The following is an 18,120-nucleotide window of genomic DNA, read 5'->3' as shown; positions in this document are numbered from 1 at the left end:
TGATTTATAGACGGGTTGTATAGGCTAAAGTCTATCTTCGCCAAGATGACATCCCATGTTAAAACATTGCGCTTGATCCCATTGCCTGATGCATTGCAGCAAGATCAAAGTGTTCATCATAAAATTTAAAATCTGTTAGGTGTTCAAACGTGGCTATATCGGTATTAGTAATTAACTGTGGTTCATCATCCATCAAATACGCGCTCATTTCGGAACGCCGTGAAGACCGTATTTATGGTTTAGCAGAAAATCTGGGCGCCGCAGATGCCCGTATTAAAGGGGTAACCATTGGTGGCGAACCACTGGAACTGTCAATTCCCTATGCAGATCATGCCAAAGCCCTTGAGACCCTATTGGCACGCTTAGCCAATTACAATCCACAAGCCATTGGTCACCGTGTGGTTCACGGCGGTGACATCACCAAAGCAGAACTCCTGACCCCCGAACTGGTTGAGCGTATTGAGGCCGCAACACCACTTGCGCCTTTGCATAACCCAGCACATTTGATTGGGATTGAAGCCACCTTGCGCTTGTTCCCCCAGTTACCACAAGTGGCTGTATTCGATACCGCATTCCACCAAACCATGCCTGAACGTGCCTATCGTTATGCGCTGCCACAATACTTATATACCGATTATCAAGTGCGTCGCTATGGTTTCCACGGCACCAGCCATGCTTATGTGACTGAACGCGCCAGCGAACTGGCAGGCCATAAAAATGAAGGTGGCTGGCTCAGTGCCCATTTAGGTAATGGTAGTTCGACCTGTGCTGTCTGGAATGGTCATAGTGTCGATACCTCGATGGGGATGACCCCGCTTGAAGGTGTGGTGATGGGCACGCGTAGCGGTGACGTCGATCCGAGTTTGCATTTATTCATTGCCAGCAATCTCGGTTGGGATATCCAGAAAATTGACAGCATGCTCAATAAAGAAAGTGGTTTACTGGGCTTGTCAGGTCTATCCAATGATATGCGCACCTTGGTTGAAGCTTCTGGAAAGGGTCATGAAGGTGCAACCCTTGCCATTGAAGTATTCTGTTATCGTTTGGCCAAATCTTTATCGGCTTTAAGTTGCGGTCTACCACGTTTAGATGGTTTAGTCTTTACAGGTGGTATTGGTGAAAACTCGGCTTATGTCCGTGAAAAGACTTTGGCTTATTTAGTGCACTTTGGTTTGCAATTTAGCAAAGAAAAAAATAATGCTTTGGCTCGCGGTAGTGAAGGTCGTATCGACGATGGTACAGGTCCACAAATCTGGGTGATTCCAACCGACGAAGAAGGCCGTATTGCCAAAGAAACCCGCCAAGTAGTTGAAAAAATTGCTTAATCAACCGATTAGATATATTTAAGGTCATTATGAATACAATTTTACTCATCCCCACAGGTGAAGGCGTTGGTTTAACCTCAGCTTGTTTAGGTATGATCTACGCGCTGGATTGTAAAGGGATTAATGCGGGTTTCTTAAAACCATGTTCTCAGATTGCAGATACCAAAGTAGACCGCACCACCACACTGTATCGTCATTTATTTCAACATCCTTCTGTTGAACCGATCAGCTATGAACGACTCACACAACTGATTGCCCTAGGTGAAACCGATGAGTTGCTTGAAGAGGCCGTGGCCCTACATCGTCAAATCGCTGCCGATCATGATGTCATTATCGTTGAAGGTCTGGTACCCAATGGGCAAGATCATTTTGTCAGTGAAATCAATGCCGCACTTGCACAAGCACTGGATGCACAAGTGGTCTTGGTCAGCACTGCAGATTTAGCAGACCCACGTAAAACAGCAGAAAAAGTCGATGCACATTTACGTCAATTCGGCGGTGCCGCTTCAGCCCGCACCACAGGCGTATTATTCATGCGGACAAAAGGTCTACCTGAGGGAACAGCTGAAATTCCAGTGACACTTGATCCAAGTCTACGTTTAGACCAGCATATTGAAACCTTTGCGCTAGAACTACAACGCTATAACCGCTATATGGGAACCGATGAACTGCCAATTATCGGCCTGGTTCCATTTAGTAATATTCTGAGCGTGCCGCGTAGTCTGGACATTGCTTCGATCATCAATGGCACGTGGTTACATCAAGGTGAAGCCAAACAACGTCGTATTTTGCACACCAGTTTGATTGCATCAAATATTGAATCCGAACTGCATAAATTCGTTGCCGGTGAACTGATTATTAGTGCCTCACAAAGAACGGATGCGATTCTGGCAGCCAGTCTTGCCAGTAGCAATGGTACGCCATTGGCTGGTTTGGTTTTAACCGAGCAAACAGCGCCCCCAAATAATGTACTGGAATTTTGCCAAAGTGCGATTAAGCAAGGTTTGCCGATCTTACATACCCCTTTCGACACCTTGGAAACCGCACAGCTGTTACAGCGCTTTGGGAATGAAATTCCAATTGATGATACTGAGCGCGCTGAGCAAGTGACGCGTTTTGTTTCCAGCCATATTGACAATAACTGGCTTGATCAACATACCCAAAATAATCTACATCCACGTCTCTCGCCTTCAGCATTCCGCTATGAATTGGTACAAAAATCCATTTCAGCTAAAAAACGTATCGTCCTGCCTGAAGGGGATGAGCCGCGCACGGTACAAGCGGCTGTGATTTGTCAAACTCGTGGCATTGCACAATGTATTTTATTGGCAAAACCGGAATCAGTCGCTGAGGTGGCAAAAGCACGGGGTATTCAGTTACCAGATGATTTACAGATCATTGATCCAGATACCATTCGTGATCAATATATCGAACCCATGGTCGAGTTACGTAAAGGTAAACTGGATGCACTACAAGCCAAAGCGCAACTGCAAGATACCGTGGTGCTGGGCACCATGATGTTGGCTCTGGATCAGGTCGATGGTCTGGTTTCAGGTGCCATTCATACCACCGCCAATACCGTACGCCCTGCCTTTCAGTTAATTAAAACGGCACCGAATTACTCACTGGTGTCATCAATCTTCTTTATGCTACTGCCTGATGAAGTCTATGTTTATGGTGACTGTGCGATCAATCCTGATCCAAATGCTGAACAGCTTGCCGAGATTGCGATTCAGTCTGCGGATTCAGCTAAAGCCTTTGGTCTAGATCCGCGTATCGCCATGATCAGTTATTCGACTGGAACCTCAGGTGCTGGCGCCGATGTTGAGAAGGTTGCTGAAGCGACTAAAATTGCACAGCAACGCCGCCCTGATTTACTGATTGATGGCCCATTACAATACGATGCAGCTTCAGTTGAAAGTGTTGGTCGCCAAAAAGCCCCTGATTCTCAAGTGGCTGGGCGTGCCAATGTATTTATCTTCCCGGATTTAAATACAGGTAACACCACCTATAAAGCGGTGCAGCGTGCTGCCAATGTGGTCAGTGTCGGTCCGATGCTACAAGGTTTAAACAAGCCTGTGAATGACTTGTCTCGTGGCGCATTGGTTGATGATATTGTGTTTACCATTGCTTTAACTGCGATTCAGGCAGCTCAGTCAATGTAAGAATAAAAAAAACTGATGTAGCAGGTTTTGCTACATCAGTTTTTAAAGTAATTTCTAATCCGTTCCCAACCACGATCTTTCTTGCGTTTTAATATAATAAAATTACGAACACTATAATACCCAGAGCTTGGTTCCCAACTTAACTGTTTTAAAGCTTCTAAGCCATCTGCCCAGTCTTGGTTTTCAGCTAGTGCTTCAAACGTTTGCTCACCCTTAAAATCACAAAAGAATACTCTATACCACGCAAAATCATGAGCTGGTTTGTGTTTTAGAATGGCCTGTTCAATTGAAGAAAAGAATTCGCTAGGTGGCGCTGGTGAATTATTAAGATCGCTACGCTGTCCAATATTACCGATATAAGCTGTATATTTTTTTCCCGCTATTTGCCATTGCTCTATAGTGACTTCAGTGTGGTCATGCTGCTTCCAGAAAGCAGCAAGAAAAACATGTAATGAATTAACAGAAAAATTCTGCAGCGCATTCAGCACCCCCTCATTTCCCCTCCCTATGCCCACAAAACTCTCAGTGATGATTCGCTTATCCTCTAACATCACCTCAACATCTAGACGACCATGTGTTTCATGCTCTAACCAATTGGCCCGCATCGCTGGGAGTTGCCCATAAGGTACAATCCAGTCATCAAACGTTTGAACCGAAACACCATGTTCTTCCAACAAATCAATCATTATTTGTGTGACTGATTGATTATTCATAAAGCATATTCCATATTTTTTTATTCAATATATCAGCTTCATATACCAACTAAATCAAATTTCATACTCAGGCTTGTTTTGAAACGGTATTCGCTTTCAACTGCGGCCCTTTTACAAAGAAAATCGCATTGCCACATAAAATCAAAATCACACCGATCACCGCATTCATTTGCCAGTGATAGCCTTCCCAGACTGTCGAAATCACTAAAGCCACCAAAGGGAATAATAAGGTACTATAAGCCGCTTTGCCTGCACCTATCCGTCCGACCAAATAGAAATACGCAGTAAAACCGATCACAGAACCAAAAATGGCCAGATACAATAAAGCACTGATTGCACTGAATGGCATACTCGGCAAAAACTCATCCTGTCTAAACCATGAAATCAACGCCATCAGCAATGAGCCATACAACATGGCATAAGCATTGGTGGTAAAAATATCCAACCCATGCTTTTGATGGCGAGTACTGATCATATTGCCCAAAGAGAAACCATAAGTGCCTAGAATACACAGCCCGATACCGAGCAGAGTATGACTATTTAAAGTCGTTCCCACCACGTCATGCCAGAACAAGGCAATAATCCCAAGTACACCAAGTAAAGCAGCAGGATAAAAACGCGTCGACACCTGCTGGGCAAAGAATAATCTGGCGTTGATGGTATTGAAAATCACCGCCATGGAGAAAATCACCGCTTCCAAGCCACTACTGATATATTGCACCGCATAATAAAAACAGACGAAGTTAAAGCCAAAAATACAGCAAGCCTGCAACATACAAAACAGATGATCTTTGCCTGTCAGTTTTTGTAACTTCCGACTCAATACAATAAAAGCAAACAACACCATGGCAGAAATAAAAAAGCGCCAAAACACCGCCACACTGGCCGAAATTCCACTTTGCTGTTGCAGGGTAATTGCAATCCATGTGGTTCCCCAGATCACCACAACCAACGCATATAACAGCGCATTCATATTCTTAAAACCAAACTCAATCTCTATAGCGGCTATTTTGCGAGTTTGAGCCCTCTCTCTGCTTGCATAATCTTGCGGTGATTGTCATCACCTTGCGTTTTTTAGATGAATTTGTTGAGCAGATGACAAAGCTGGCTGAAAGTTCTACACTAAACTGGAGAATATTCGGCACTGCATATAGAAGATGAAATATCAGATTCTAGATCAATTACAGCAATATAAAGCACAATTGCTCGACTCGGTAGAACTGGGTTCGGGTATGCAGCTCGCCATGTGGCAAAATAACCAAGACCGTGTCAGCGTCTGTAGTAATCATCATACCTTGAGCATGTATATTCAAGGAGGCTATGAAAGCTACCAAAAGACGGCTCAAGGCTGGCACAATGGTGGTGGGCCAGATCGTATGTGCCTGATGCCACAAGATTTTGAATCCACTTGGGATTTGCGTGATCCACTGACCTTTGTGCATCTTTACTATACCGAACAACATCTACACCGCGTCGCAGAACAAGTCTGGGATCGCGAGCCCAGCCAGATCATATTAAATCCGCAAATTTTTGTGGCTGACCCGCACATTTCCATGATCTACCGGCACTTCTTACTGAATGGTGCTTGGCAACATCGTGAAAATCATTTACAGATGAGTACGGCGACCACGCTATTACTCAATCATCTGATCAAGAATTATAGTCATGCACAATGGCAAGCACCTGATGTTAAAGGTGGATTGTCCCCATATGTACTGAAACAGCTCTTGGAATGGATTGATCAACATCTCCATTTGAGTTTGACCTTGTCTGATCTGGCGCAACAAGCGCAACTCAGCGAATATCATTTTGCGCATATGTTTAAACAATCGATGCAGATGCCACCACACCAATACGTGATGCAGCGCCGTCTTAAGCGAGCCCATCAAGCACTTGAACTGAGTACAGCCAATTTGACTGAGATTGCCGTACAATTTGGCTTTAGCTCCAGCAGTCATTTCAGCCATCGCTTTAAAAAGCAGTTTGGCTATTCACCTTCACACATCAGGAAAAACTAAAATCCAGACCGTGTTGTTTTTCGAATATTTCTTAAGCTCAAATTCGCTTTAGACCTTTCGCCAAATCTAAGCTAAAACTCCCACATTCATTGCTTTTTGTCATATAATTTAGCCCGCCAGCTAATCGCCCGCTCAAGAGAAATTTGATATGACAACGATCATCAAACAAGATGACTTGATTACATCAATCAAGGATGCCCTGCAGTTTATTTCTTACTATCACCCACAAGACTTCATCCAAGCGATGAGCCGTGCCTATGATCGTGAAGAAAATAAAGCTGCAAAAGACGCTATTGCCCAGATCCTTATCAACTCACGTATGTGTGCTGAAGGTCACCGACCAATCTGTCAGGATACAGGGATCGTTAACGTTTTCCTTGAAGTCGGCTTAGATGTTAAATTTGATTTAAGCATGAGTCTGGATGATGCAGTCAACGAAGGTGTACGCCAAGGTTACCTAGAAAACTCAAACGTACTGCGTGCCTCAGTTTTAGCAGATCCAGCTTTTGGTCGTAAGAATACCAAAGACAATACCCCTGCCGTGATTCATTACAAACTCGTTCCTGGTAATAAAGTTGATATTACCGTTGCAGCGAAGGGTGGCGGTTCAGAGAATAAATCTAAACTTGCAATGCTCAACCCATCTGATTCAATTGTGGACTGGGTACTGAAAACTGTTCCAACTATGGGTGCAGGCTGGTGTCCACCGGGTATGCTCGGTATCGGGATTGGTGGTACTGCTGAAAAAGCCATGATGCTTGCAAAAGAAGCACTCATGGAAGAAATCAACATGGACGAATTACTTCGTCGTGGTCCACAAAGCAAAATGGAAGAACTCCGTATCGAGATCTTCGAGAAAGTCAATGCGTTGGGGATTGGTGCACAAGGTCTTGGTGGTTTAACTACAGTCCTTGATATTAAAATCAAGGATTACCCATGCCACGCAGCAGGTAAACCCGTCGGTATGATTCCGAACTGTGCCGCGACTCGTCACGCACACTTCCAGTTAGACGGTTCAGGTGTTGCGCATATTCAAGCACCAAAACTTGAAGACTACCCTGCCGTGACTTGGGATTCTTCACAATCGAAACGTGTCAACCTCGATACCATTACTCAAGAAGAAATGAATGCTTGGAAACCAGGCGATACCTTATTATTGAACGGTACCATTTATACAGGTCGTGATGCTGCGCATAAGCGTATGGTTGACATGTTAAACAATGGCGAAGAACTTCCAGTCGACTTAAAAGGTAAATTTATTTACTACGTTGGCCCCGTTGATCCTGTGGGTGATGAAGTCGTTGGTCCTGCTGGCCCAACCACTGCAACCCGTATGGATAAGTTCACTCGCCAAGTGTTAGAAGCAACTGGCTTGTTCGGTATGATTGGTAAAGCGGATCGTGGTCCTGCGGCAATTGAAGCGATCAAAGACAATCAGGCAACGTACTTGATGGCTGTTGGTGGTGCGGCTTACCTCGTGTCTAAAGCAGTTCGTGAAGCGGAAGTCGTGGCCTTTGCTGATTTAGGTATGGAAGCCATCTACAAATTCGTGGTTGAAGATATGCCTGTTTCCGTTGCGGTGGATGTAAATGGTACTTCAATCCATGCCACTGCACCAAAAATCTGGCAAGCCAAGATTGGCAAGATTCCAGTGGTTGATGCTGCTGCGTCATAATATTCATACAATTCAAATAGCCGAATCATCGTATTCGGCTATTTTTTTGCCTAAAGCTTCTGCTAGATTATAAAAAAGATGAGAAGAATAAGGCGATATAGAGATGAATAAATCGATGTTCAGCTTAGTGACTGGACTTTGCCTTCTCGCAGGCATACAAAATACATTTGCATCCCCCGCTCAAAGCAAATCGGTCAAAGAACTGGTTCAACTCAGTGACCTTGAACATGTGCTAAATACGTCACTTGATGAAATGCAACCAACGCTTGACCTTGAAGCTGAAACTATTTTATTGCGGGTATTGGGAAAAGAAAAACTCACCACAACTCAAGAGCATCTCGCGGTTTTAGAACTGAGCCAACTTCTCAAAGAGACCAGTTCCAAAGTATTTGCTCGTCCGGAAACCCTACAGGCAATTGAGAAAATTTATGCCGATGCCTTGAGCGAAGAAGAAGTACAGGCGTATTTAAAGTTTTTAAAAACACCCGAAGGTCAATCCATCAATCAAAAAACCTTGCTGATTAGCACCAATATTTTTCAATATATGAGCAACATCAGTCAAAAAACCTTAAGCGATCCAGAGCAAAGCTCACAATTGAAAGCGCAGTTCCTCACTATCCTTCAACCCTTAATTCAAGCGGAATAAACTGCTGTTTTCTTGATGGTGATTACCAAGTCAAAGGATTCCAGAGTTTAAACGGTTTCACCAAATGTACTTCTGATTTCTCATCATATCTGGCTGGCTTTAATTCTTGTGGTTTGGAACGCACCTTACCTGATGCATCTTGTGCCACGAAGTTATAGCTCGATGATTTTAAACGGGTAAATGCAATTTCCTGATGGGCCACTTTTTCTGGTGTAATCATAAAAGGGCCCGTGTGCTCACTGCGTGAAATCTTATTTTCTTCATCATATTTAATGAAATAGGTTTGTGCAGCATCCACAGTAAAGTCTAAATATTTTGGCTTTTGAAAATGCAGTCCCACCAGTGGACGACTTACACTCAGACGATAGGTACCTGCAGGAAGTTCCAGCCAATAATAGTGGTTATGTAACAGACTGGGGATACGATAGCCATTAACAAACAAATTTGCTGCGGCAATTTCCTGACGATTCCAACGGGTATCGGGACGATACAGATAAACGATCGCTGCTTGATCATTTTGTGGTTTGATTGGTGCGTAATATTGGCCTAACTTTTGATTGACCCAACCACCAGCGCTGAAACCACCAACATGATATTGATCCAATAGGCCTGGTTCTTTTGCTGTATCAACAGATGGTAGTGTTGCAGTCAGTGCGGTTGGTTTTTCTTCAACTGTTTTATGACTTTGACAGCCAGCCAACACCCCTGCACAACATAATGACAATATTAAATAACGCATGACATCCCTCAAGGCGTTTTCTTGGATTTATTTTTAACTGCGCAAAACTATGCGGATTTTTTCAATTTTTTAAGATTAACACCTCAACGTTCAATTGCAAATAAAAAAAGCATGAAAAGCTAAGCCTTTCATGCTTTTTTAGATGAATGTGAATTAAGCCGATTTAGAATCAACTACCTTCAAATCCTTCTTTTCAATCACTTCTGGCGTCCCAACCTGCGGTAACCGCTCTGCTTTAAATGTTGGTTTCGCTGTTCCGTTAATCACAGCTGCATCCACAATCACAGTTCCAACATCGGTACGACTTGGTAAGTCATACATGGTTTCCAGCAATACATTTTCCAGAATTGAACGTAAACCACGTGCCCCTGTATTACGGTCAAGTGCTTTTTTCGCCACGGCACGTAACGCAGACTCATCAAAGACCAGATCTACATTTTCCATGGTAAACAGATATTGATACTGACGTGTTAATGCATTTTTCGGTTCTGTCAAAATCTGCATCAAGGCTTCTTCATCCAGTTCCTCTAATGTCGCAATCACAGGCAAACGACCAATAAATTCTGGAATCAAACCGAATTTAACCAAGTCTGTTGCTTCAACCTGACGGAACAATTCAGAGACTTTTTTGCTGTCATCTTTATTTTTCACATCTGCGGTAAAACCAATCCCACCTTTCTCTTGACGCTGTTGGACAATTTTTTCCAGACCAGAGAACGCACCACCACAAATAAACAGGATATTGGCCGTATCGATTTGGATAAATTCTTGCTGTGGGTGCTTACGACCACCTTGTGGTGGAATAGACGCAACCGTACCTTCAATCATTTTCAATAAGGCTTGTTGTACGCCTTCACCTGACACATCACGGGTAATCGATGGATTTTCAGATTTACGGGTAATCTTATCAATCTCATCAATGTAGATAATGCCTTTTTGTGCTTTCTCTACATCGTAATCCGCTTTTTGCAATAACTTTTGCACGATGTTTTCAACATCTTCACCGACATAACCTGCTTCGGTTAAAGTGGTGGCATCTGCCATCGCAAAGGGAACATCGAGCAAACGAGCCAATGTTTGCGCCAATAATGTTTTACCTGAACCCGTAGGCCCAATCAGCAAAATATTACTTTTCGCAATTTCAATCTCTTGATGCCCATGAGTCGACTGACCCACTTTCAAACGTTTATAATGGTTATATACTGCAACCGATAAGGTTTTCTTCGCAACATCTTGCCCAATCACATATTGGTCTAAGGCAGCACGTATTTCATGTGGTTTCGGCAAGGCTTTGGTTGCCCAATCCCCTGCTTCCACTTGTTGACTGGTTTGAACCAAGTCCAAGCAGACATCTACACACTCATTACAAATATATGCGTCCTCACCTGCAATCAGCTTTCCAACTTCAGATTGCGTTTTACCACAAAATGAACAATGTTTTTGTCCTTGAGGATGTTCGGACATATTTACTCCACAACTTAAATCTTAAACTTAGGCCCTAAAAATTACGGACGTTTGCTTAGTACCTGGTCAACTAAACCATATTCTTTGGCTGCTTGAGCAGTCATAAAATTGTCACGATCTGTGTCACGTGCAACCGTTTCATAATCTTGGCCACTGTGTTCAGCCATCAAACGATTTAAACGCTCTTTGATAAACAGAATTTCACGTGCGTGAATTTCAATATCAGACGCCTGACCACGGAAACCACCAAGTGGCTGGTGAATCATGACACGTGCATTTTCCAGACAGTAACGTTTGCCTTTTGCACCTGCATTCAATAAGAATGCACCCATTGATGCTGCTTGTCCCATGCAATAAGTTACAACATCAGGTTTGATAAACTGCATGGTGTCATAAATCGCCATACCCGCAGTCACAGAACCACCCGGTGAGTTAATATAGAGATGGATATCTTTTTCTGGATTTTCTGCTTCTAAGAATAACATCTGCGCAACGATTAAGTTCGCCATGTTATCTTCAACTTCACCCGTTAGAAAAATAACACGCTCACGTAATAGACGTGAATAAATATCAAATGAACGCTCACCACGAGAGGATTGTTCAACGACAACAGGAACTAAAGCATTTTCAATTGTTGGAACATACATACGTTTACTTATTCCTAAATTATTGTGACTCGATCTATGCCAACAATATGAGGGATAATCAATGAAATTGCAAAAGGTTCAATCTGAAATATTCGATTATTTAGACTAAAATCTGGCAATTTCGAATTAAATTAACACTTTCATAACAGAGGGTTTAAAGAGCTGACATGAATGCTTTTGCATCTCACAAAAGATATGAAGGCACGCGATCTTCTTCTAAAGAAAAAGGCGCATTAAGCGCCTTTTTCTTTAATCAACTTTTAAAAGCTTAGCCACGACGAGCTTGTTGCTCTTTTAATAAGTCTTCATAGCTGATCGCAACATCTTTTACTTTAGCCGAAGCTAAGATGTGATCAACCACTTGATCTTCTAACACAACTGCTTCGATTTGAGCACGTTGTTGTTTGTCATTTTTGAAGTATTCAACAACTTCTGTTGGGTCTTCATAAGAAGAAGCCATGTCATCGATATAAGCATCAACACGTGCTTGATCCACTTCAAGTTTAGCGTCAGCCAATACTTTGCTGACCAATACACCAAGCTTAACTGATTTTTCAGCTTGTTCTTTGAACAATTCATCTGGAAGCATGCTGCTGTCAAATGCACCTGCACCTTGAGCACCAAACTGTTGCGTAAACTGCTGGATCATTTGTTGACGTTGACGGTCAACTTCTTGAGCAACCATTGAAGCTGGCACTTCAATTTCGTTTGCAGCAACAAGCGCATCAAATGCAGCTTGTTTAACTTGGTTACGAAGACCGTTGCGAACTTCACGTTCCATATTCTTACGAACGTCAGCTTTTAACTTGTCTAGGCCTTCCTCTTCAGTCAAACCGAAGATTTTTAAGAATTCAGCATCAATCTCAGGAAGTTTTGCTTTTTCAACTTGCTTCACAGTGATTTTGAATTGAGCCGCTTTACCCGCTAAGTTTTCAGCTTGGTAATCTTCAGGGAAAGTGACATCAATCACTTTCTCTTCGCCAGCTTTCATACCAACGATACCGTCTTCAAAACCTGGGATCATACGACCTGAACCAAGTACCAGTTTAAAGTCTTCAGCAGCGCCGCCTTCAAACTTCTCACCATCAACAGTCCCTTCGAAGTCGAAAGTTACTTGCATGTCTTTCTTCGCCATACCTTTAGTTACAGCCCAAGTTTGACGTTGTTTTTGCAAGTTTTCGATCATTACATCAACGTCTTTGTCGTTGATTTCTGATGATTTACGTTCAACTTCTAGATCAGCAAAAGCTTTCACTTCTACTTCTGGATAAACTTCAACAGTCGCTTCAAAAACTAAAGCATCATCTTTGTTTTCAACTTTCTCAATGTTCGGCATACCGACCGCATTGATTTTTTCTTGTTGAATTGCTTCAAATACAGTGTCACGAATGATGTCATTCACAACTTCTTGATAAATGCTCGCACCATATTCACGGCGAACAACATTCAAAGGCACTTTACCTGGACGGAAGCCGTTGATCTTCACAGTTTTGGCAGTGCGTTGTAAGCGAGCTTCAAACTGCTCGTTAACACGGCTCGTCGGTACAGAAACATTTAAACGACGGGCAACGCCCGAAACCGCTTCAGTCGTTACTTGCATGGCTTCCTCGATATTAGTTAGTAATAACAATTTTTAAAGTGCCACATTATATGACAACTTTCTGGATATACAAAATCGGATGCTAAAAAGCACATATATTTCTCATTTTAGCCAAAATCATAGTTTTCTTAAAACAACCTTAAAAATAATTATTTTTATTGTAAATGATAAACTTTATCATTATTATTTTCCTTTTTTGATTCTGGTTAAAATAGGGCGTAAATGGGTATGGGTTATATTAAGAGTAGGAAAAAACAGAACAAATTAGCAGTTGCATCACTCATTGGCATGACAGCAACGCCTTTTGCAATGGCCAACGAAGAAGTCGTACACACACTCGAAACCATTAAAACAAAAGCTGAACACACGTCTTACTACGCTAAGGAATCCAGTAATTCCAAAATTACCACCCCGCTTTTAGATACAGCCCGTACCATTAATATTATTTCAAAAGAAGAAATTGATGAGCGTGGTGCAAGCTCGCTACAAGATGTATTACGTACCACACCAGGAATTACCTTGGGTTCAGGTGAGGGTGGCACACCGATGGGAGATCGCCCATTTATTCGTGGTTATGAAGCCAGTACAGATATTCTGATTGACGGTATGCGAGATTATGCACGTGGTTCACATGAGGTCTTTAACCTAGAAAGCGTTGAAGTGACTAAAGGACCAGGTTCAGTTTATACGGGTCGTGGCTCTACGGGCGGCACAATTAACCTGATCACCAAGAAACCAAAAGATAAAACTGAATCGACAGTTACCTCTGAATACCAGAACTCAGGTAAAGGTCACACCAAATATCGCTTTACCACAGATAATAATGTTGCAATAAATGACAATATTGCAGTGCGCCTTAATGCCATGCTGGATCAAGGTGAAGTTGCCCGCCGTGATAATGTTGAAGTTGATCGTTGGGGTGTTGCACCATCAATTACCATTGGCCTCAATACCCCTACCCGCTTCACTGTAGGCTATAGCCGTTTAGAGTTTAACGACACGCCTGATATGGGATTACCCTTCAGCAATGCCAAAAACCCTAATCGTAAAACCCCAATTGAAAGCATGCCATTTGAGACCAATTTTGGTCGCCCAGACATTGATTTTAGAAATTACACCTCTGAAAGCTTCGACTTACGCTTAGAACATGACTTTAATGAAAACTTAAAGTTGAACTTTCTTGCCCGTGATTTAGAAACCATTCAAGACTATTTCTTTACTCGCTTAAGTTTTGGCTGTGATAGTGCAATCAGCGGTGCTGCCTGTAAAACGGAAGGTTCTGGTCTGACCTATGAGCAAAATGATCGTACCTCTTATCGGACCAGCCATGTCAATAGTGGACAGTTAAACCTACAAGCGAAATTCAATACTTGGGGAATTCAACATAATCTTGTAACGGGCGTCGATTACAGTAAAGAGCGCATTGGCAGTAAAGCCATGACCGTTACCGGTGCTGGCAAAGAAATTATTGATTTTTACAATCCAAGCCGTAACACCCACCCAAATTTCCACATCACCTATGCAGCTAAAAAGAAAGATGGTGAAATCGAAAATACGGGGATCTATGTTACTGATACAGTGAGTCTAAACGATAAACTGGACTTGAATCTTGGCTTACGTTTCGATGACTATGAGTCGACCAACTTTAAAGATACTGTTTCAGAAAACATGTTTAGTTATCAAGTTGGTAGTGTTTACAAAGTTGCACCCAATGGTCGCGTCTATGCAAACTTTGCCACCTCACTAAACCCAAGTGGTGATAATCTAGGTCAAGCTGGTGGTGCGGATGGCATATCGAGTGGTAACCGTTTAGCTGACAATATTGATCCTGAAAAAAGTCGTAGTATTGAACTGGGTACAAAATGGGAGCTTTTAAACCAACGTTTAGCCGTCAATGCTGCCTTGTTTGAAACGCGTAAAACCAATGCAAGAACCACAGACCCTCATGGCTTTGTAACCATTGATGGCGAAAACCGTGTACGTGGTGTCGAGCTCAGCACGATTGGCCAAATCACGCCACTTTGGGATATTTCAGCTGGCTATAGCTATTTAGATAGCGAATTACTGGATGGCGGTTTTGTTAAACAAGGCTCTGACTATGTCAGCAACCCTGATAATGGCAATCAGATGAAATTTATTGCAAAACATAATGCAAACTTATGGACAACCTATGCGGTGACCGATAAGTTGCGTTTAGGCGGTGGCGCGACCTATGTTGGTAAACGCTATGTAGATGACAGCAATACTTATTACTTACCAGAACACACTCGTTTTGATGCTTTTGCAAGTTATCAAGTTATGCCTGAGCTTGGCCTACAAATGAATATCAACAATCTAAGCAATGAACGCATTTATGATGCGTCTCATGTTGGTGTTTTCTCAACCGTTGCACCAGGTCGCTCTTTTGCAATTAAAGGAACCTATCGTTTCTAATCAATCGGCTCTAGGGCTTTCATTCGTGAAAGCCCTTTTTTATATTTCTAAATGAAGAAAATTCACCCAAACACAACAATCAAAAGATATAGTTTTACAATCAATTCACGATCCATCCAAAATAACCATAAAAATTTAAAAAATAAGAATTTTTTCTAATATAAAAATAAAATCAAATATTTACGTATAACTTAATCATCTTTACCATTCTTTTTACAAATTATAATCTATTTTTTAATAGCAAAAACAAATTAATAATCGCTGCAATAAAAATAGAAATCATTATTATTTACAAAACCATTAAGGTCTGTAACAGGATTTATCCAAATGTCTTTTATTAAATCACGGAAGAAACTCGTTTCTTCTGCAATTGCATCTTCACTTTCTGTGATTGCAGTACCTGCTATTGCACAAGACCAAGCAGTGCAACTCCCAACAATTCATGCTCAAGCTGAACAAGAACAAAGTCTCAAAGTAGATAAATCTGCAAACAGCAAATTTGTTGCCCCGCTTCTGGATACACCAAAATCGGTTTCTGTGATTTCAAAACAATTGATTGAAGACACGCAAGTTACAACCTTAAGTGATGCTTTACGTACTGTTCCAGGCATTACCCTCGGTGCGGGTGAAGGTGGTAACCCAAATGGTGACCGTCCATTCATTCGCGGTTATAACTCTGAAAGTTCAATGTATGTAGATGGCATTCGTAGCTCAACCTCTCAAAACCGCGAAATGTTCGCCATCGAACAAGTAGAAGTGACCAAAGGTTCAGCATCTGCTTTAGGTGGTGCAGGTACATCTGGCGGTAGCATCAACATGATTTCTAAAGTCGCTAAAAAAGGTGATGCTTTAGAAGGCTCTATTTCTGGGGGTACAGACAATTACGCTCGTATTACTTTAGATGGTAATAAAGATTTTGGTAATGGTGTTGCAGCTCGTGTCGTTGTGATGGGTCACCAAAATGAAAAAGCGGGCCAACATGATGGGGCTGAATATAAACGTGCAGGTATCGCACCAAGTATTAGCTTCGGTTTAGATTCTGCCACTCGTGGGACTTTGAGCTATTACTACTTAAAAACAAATGATGAGCCAGATTCTGGTATCCCATATCAATATGATACGACTAAGAAAACAACTGCGGGAAAACCTGTAGATGTTAAACAGGGTACTTATTATGGTTGGAAAGATCGTGATTTCCAAAAACAAGAAAATCAGATTGGTACCATCAAGTTAGAACATGATTTAAGCGAAAATTTGACGCTTCGTAATACAGCCGTCTATAGCAAATCTAAAAACGATTATTTATGGACTCAACCAGATGACAGCCAAGGCAATATTGTAAATGGTCAAGTTTGGCGTCGAGTCAATACCAATTTAACCAATACGGATACCTTTACGGATCAACTTGCATTAACTGGTAAGTTTGATACGGGTTCACTTAAACATAGTTTCAATACTGGCGTTGAATATTCTAAGCAAGATTCAGATCGTGGAACCAACATTGTTACCGATCCAAACACTTCAAAAATTGGAGGGAGTTCAAGCAATAATAATGCAAATAATGCTTGTTCATTATCCAACTCGAATGGCTGGTGTACTAGCCTAAACAATCCTAATTCTGGTGATGCATGGTTAGGCAATATCAAAGCAAATCCGAATGTCACCAATATTACCTCAAAAACTCAATCGGTTTATGTGCTGGACAACATCACGATCACCCCACAATGGTTACTTGATCTGGGTGTTCGTTGGGACAAATTCGAAACTGATATGAAATACAATCAAGATTCGGGTTCAGGTGCGACACTTGTCAAAGCTGGGACAAAATATAGTTCAAGCAATGATTTCTTCAACTATCAGGCTGGCCTTACTTTCAAACCAACTGAGAATGGTGCTGTTTATATCAGCTATGCAACTTCTGCCAACCCTGTCGGTGTGGATGCTGGTGATAGTTCAGAGGGTATTAGCGTTCCAGGGCGAAGCACTACGGATGAACAGTCACGTGCAATCAACAACTTAAAACCTGAAGAAGTGAAAACATACGAAATTGGTACTAAATGGGATTTATTAAATAATAAATTAAATTTAACCGCTGCTATTTTCCGTACACAGAAAGATAATACACGTGCCTTAGATACGGATGGTTTCACAAGAAACATTGGTAAAACGCGTGTGGATGGTATTGAGCTTGGTGCGAATGGTAACCTCACAGATAAATGGGCTGTATCGGCTGGTTATACCTATCTAGACAGTGAAATCGTAGATGCTGGCTTTGTTAATAAGGGAACTGCAACTGCACCAGATTATCAACCAAGCCCAACCAATGGTAACCGAGTTCAAAACGTTGCAAAAAACTCAGCAACACTTTGGACAACCTATAAAGTCTTGCCACAGCTTACTTTAGGCGCTGGTGCAGTGGCTATGGATAGAGTGTATGGTGATGCAGCGAATACCAAATGGGTTCCAGGCTATGTTCGCTACGATGCAATGGCTCGTTATAATGTAGATAAAAATGTTGACCTACAATTAAACATCAACAACTTATCTGATAAACGCTACTTCACCAAAGCTTATGCATCACACTATGCATCAGAGGCTGAAGGCCGCAGTGCGGTACTCTCTGTAAACTTTAAGTACTAATCTCACCAATAAAACCCATAATTTAATTATGGATTTTATTGCAAAAATAGCCTCA

13 protein-coding genes are annotated in these 18,120 nt (G+C 42.0%); 7 read left to right on the top strand and 6 right to left on the bottom strand.

The window, feature by feature from the left end; all coding sequences use genetic code 11:
* Positions 1-149 precede the first annotated feature (149 nt).
* A complete protein-coding gene (locus tag NQU59_RS06020; RefSeq protein ID WP_096911282.1) occupies positions 150-1,325 on the top strand; it encodes an acetate/propionate family kinase in 1,176 nt (391 codons plus the stop codon).
* Between the two features lie 29 nt (positions 1,326-1,354).
* Entirely contained in the window at positions 1,355-3,490 is a 2,136-nt protein-coding gene (pta, locus tag NQU59_RS06015) for a phosphate acetyltransferase (protein WP_257065322.1), read from the top strand.
* A 35-nt stretch (positions 3,491-3,525) separates the two neighbouring features.
* Here the strand turns inward: pta and NQU59_RS06010 are convergent, their stop codons facing one another.
* Both NQU59_RS06010 and NQU59_RS06005 read right to left on the bottom strand, forming a co-directional pair.
* Positions 3,526-4,203 carry a DUF6348 family protein gene (locus NQU59_RS06010; RefSeq protein ID WP_257065321.1) on the bottom strand — a complete coding sequence of 226 codons (678 nt, stop codon included), beginning with the start codon at positions 4,201-4,203 and terminating at the stop codon, positions 3,526-3,528.
* Positions 4,204-4,270: 67 nt separating this feature from the next.
* Positions 4,271-5,176, bottom strand: coding sequence for a DMT family transporter (locus tag NQU59_RS06005; protein ID WP_257065320.1), 906 nt, complete (start codon positions 5,174-5,176; stop codon positions 4,271-4,273).
* A gap of 184 nt (positions 5,177-5,360) precedes the next feature.
* On the opposite strand from NQU59_RS06005, the gene NQU59_RS06000 reads away from it, so the two are divergent.
* The 3 genes from NQU59_RS06000 to NQU59_RS05990 all read left to right on the top strand — a co-directional run bounded on the left by NQU59_RS06000 (position 5,361) and on the right by NQU59_RS05990 (position 8,542).
* Entirely contained in the window at positions 5,361-6,221 is an 861-nt protein-coding gene (locus NQU59_RS06000) for an AraC family transcriptional regulator (protein ID WP_257065319.1), read from the top strand.
* Positions 6,222-6,369: 148 nt separating this feature from the next.
* Positions 6,370-7,896 (top strand): fumarate hydratase, encoded by a 1,527-nt coding sequence (locus NQU59_RS05995; protein WP_005238666.1) that lies wholly within the window; start codon positions 6,370-6,372, stop codon positions 7,894-7,896.
* A 103-nt stretch (positions 7,897-7,999) separates the two neighbouring features.
* Positions 8,000-8,542 (top strand): DUF2059 domain-containing protein, encoded by a 543-nt coding sequence (locus NQU59_RS05990; protein WP_257065318.1) that lies wholly within the window; start codon positions 8,000-8,002, stop codon positions 8,540-8,542.
* Between the two features lie 22 nt (positions 8,543-8,564).
* Here the strand turns inward: NQU59_RS05990 and NQU59_RS05985 are convergent, their stop codons facing one another.
* From NQU59_RS05985 to tig, 4 genes are all read right to left on the bottom strand, one after another.
* Positions 8,565-9,281, bottom strand: a complete 717-nt coding sequence (locus tag NQU59_RS05985; RefSeq protein ID WP_257065317.1) for a DUF2846 domain-containing protein — start codon at positions 9,279-9,281, stop codon at positions 8,565-8,567.
* 153 nt (positions 9,282-9,434) lie between these two features.
* Entirely contained in the window at positions 9,435-10,745 is a 1,311-nt protein-coding gene (gene clpX / locus NQU59_RS05980) for an ATP-dependent Clp protease ATP-binding subunit ClpX (protein ID WP_005238662.1), read from the bottom strand.
* A 41-nt stretch (positions 10,746-10,786) separates the two neighbouring features.
* Positions 10,787-11,392, bottom strand: coding sequence for an ATP-dependent Clp endopeptidase proteolytic subunit ClpP (gene clpP, locus NQU59_RS05975; protein WP_004877521.1), 606 nt, complete (start codon positions 11,390-11,392; stop codon positions 10,787-10,789).
* Positions 11,393-11,660: 268 nt separating this feature from the next.
* Positions 11,661-12,992, bottom strand: a complete 1,332-nt coding sequence (tig, locus tag NQU59_RS05970) for a trigger factor (protein WP_005238659.1) — start codon at positions 12,990-12,992, stop codon at positions 11,661-11,663.
* A gap of 228 nt (positions 12,993-13,220) precedes the next feature.
* Between tig and NQU59_RS05965 the strand changes: the two genes are divergently transcribed.
* Both NQU59_RS05965 and NQU59_RS05960 read left to right on the top strand, forming a co-directional pair.
* Positions 13,221-15,425 (top strand): TonB-dependent receptor, encoded by a 2,205-nt coding sequence (locus NQU59_RS05965; protein WP_257065316.1) that lies wholly within the window; start codon positions 13,221-13,223, stop codon positions 15,423-15,425.
* Between the two features lie 327 nt (positions 15,426-15,752).
* Positions 15,753-18,065 carry a TonB-dependent receptor gene (locus NQU59_RS05960; protein ID WP_257065315.1) on the top strand — a complete coding sequence of 771 codons (2,313 nt, stop codon included), beginning with the start codon at positions 15,753-15,755 and terminating at the stop codon, positions 18,063-18,065.
* Positions 18,066-18,120 lie beyond the last annotated feature (55 nt).

The organism is Acinetobacter colistiniresistens, assembly GCF_024582815.1.
Lineage (GTDB): Bacteria > Pseudomonadota > Gammaproteobacteria > Pseudomonadales > Moraxellaceae > Acinetobacter.
The sequence above is the reverse complement of the archived record's forward strand: the minus strand, read 5'-3'. Positions and strand labels throughout refer to the sequence as shown.